The sequence below is a fragment of the Marinomonas sp. SBI8L genome, assembly GCF_001624705.1.
Classification (GTDB): domain Bacteria; phylum Pseudomonadota; class Gammaproteobacteria; order Pseudomonadales; family Marinomonadaceae; genus Marinomonas.
In genome coordinates this window covers 1-804 of the sequence record NZ_JSEO01000041.1, presented here as the reverse complement: position 1 = coordinate 804, position 804 = coordinate 1, and the positions used below count along the sequence as shown (strand labels likewise).

The window sequence follows — 804 nt, the reverse complement described above, 5'->3', positions numbered from 1 at the left end:
TACAGGTAATGGCAACAGGTATGCCACCTATTTATGCGCCACAAAGTATTAGTGATGGCATTAAAGCCCAAGCAAATATTGTTCATCATGGCGAAACTGGCGGTCAAAAAGCGTGGCCAGCCATGCTACGTCGAGTTTATCGTGCTGATCCAACTTTCGCAGAGTAGTGCTAATCTTTTTGCGGTATAACCCAATTTAGGCGTCAAGAGTACTTATACCAATCCACATAAGAAAGTGCTCACTTAGCGAGAGTTTAACGGCGAATAGGCAAGGCTTTGTTCATTCTAATGTCGACCCTGTCATGCTTAGTGTTCATATTCTTTATGCAAAATGGTAAAAGTACAATTTTTTATTTTAAAGGGTTAAATGTCATGAAACATTTTTCAAAACTTTGCTTGTTACTCGGCACTTTATCAGTGTCAGTTGCGCCAGTTACGTGGGCGCATGAAGGAGCAGAACATCAACACGCTAAAGTGTCTAAACTAACGGATGCATATACTTACGCTAATTATGACCAAGTTAAAGCGACTCATGTATATCTTGATCTTAATGTCGACTTTGATAAAAAATCTTTGTCTGGTTTTGCGGAACTCTCACTCGATTGGATGAGCGATAACAAAACGTCATTGATTTTGGATACCCGCGATCTTGTTATCCACCGCATCATGGCAAAAAATAGCCAAGGGCAGTGGCTAAAGGTTAATTATAAACTGGCAAAGCGTGATGACGTTTTAGGTAGCAAGCTAACCATAGATACACAGTTTAATGCTGAAAAAGTTCGTATCTACTATCACTCAACTGAAA

1 protein-coding gene is annotated in these 804 nt (G+C 39.8%); it reads left to right on the top strand.

The features are described from left to right. Positions 1-371: 371 nt before the first annotated feature. A partial coding sequence (locus OA91_RS23800) for a hypothetical protein (protein WP_231870452.1) occupies positions 372-804 on the top strand: 433 nt, incomplete at its 3' end.